The organism is Streptomyces spiralis (genome assembly GCF_014654675.1).
Classification (GTDB): Bacteria; Actinomycetota; Actinomycetes; order Streptomycetales; family Streptomycetaceae; genus Streptomyces; species Streptomyces spiralis.
Map to the genome: position 1 here is coordinate 1 of NZ_BNBC01000164.1, position 627 is coordinate 627.

General features: G+C 54.2%; 1 rRNA gene. It reads left to right on the forward strand.

What is annotated here, in order from left to right:
- Window positions 1–627, forward strand: a 23S ribosomal RNA gene (locus tag IE318_RS44525); the annotation flags it as partial.

The window sequence follows — 627 nt, forward strand, 5'->3', positions numbered from 1 at the left end:
TGAGACCTGATGCCGAGCCGATTGTGGTGAAGTGGATGATCCTATGCTGTCGAGAAAAGCCTCTAGCGAGTTTCATGGCGGCCCGTACCCTAAACCGACTCAGGTGGTCAGGTAGAGAATACCGAGGCGTTCGGGTGAACTATGGTTAAGGAACTCGGCAAAATGCCCCCGTAACTTCGGGAGAAGGGGGGCCACGCCTGGTGATCGGATTTTCTCCGTGAGCTGGGGGTGGCCGCAGAGACCAGCGAGAAGCGACTGTTTACTAAAAACACAGGTCCGTGCGAAGCCGTAAGGCGATGTATACGGACTGACGCCTGCCCGGTGCTGGAACGTTAAGGGGACCGGTTAGCTTCACTTCGGTGGGGCGAAGCTGAGAACTTAAGCGCCAGTAAACGGCGGTGGTAACTATAACCATCCTAAGGTAGCGAAATTCCTTGTCGGGTAAGTTCCGACCTGCACGAATGGCGTAACGACTTCTCGACTGTCTCAACCATAGGCCCGGTGAAATTGCACTACGAGTAAAGATGCTCGTTTCGCGCAGCAGGACGGAAAGACCCCGGGACCTTTACTACAGTTTGATATTGGTGTTCGGTTCGGCTTGTGTAGGATAGCTGGGAGACTTTGAAG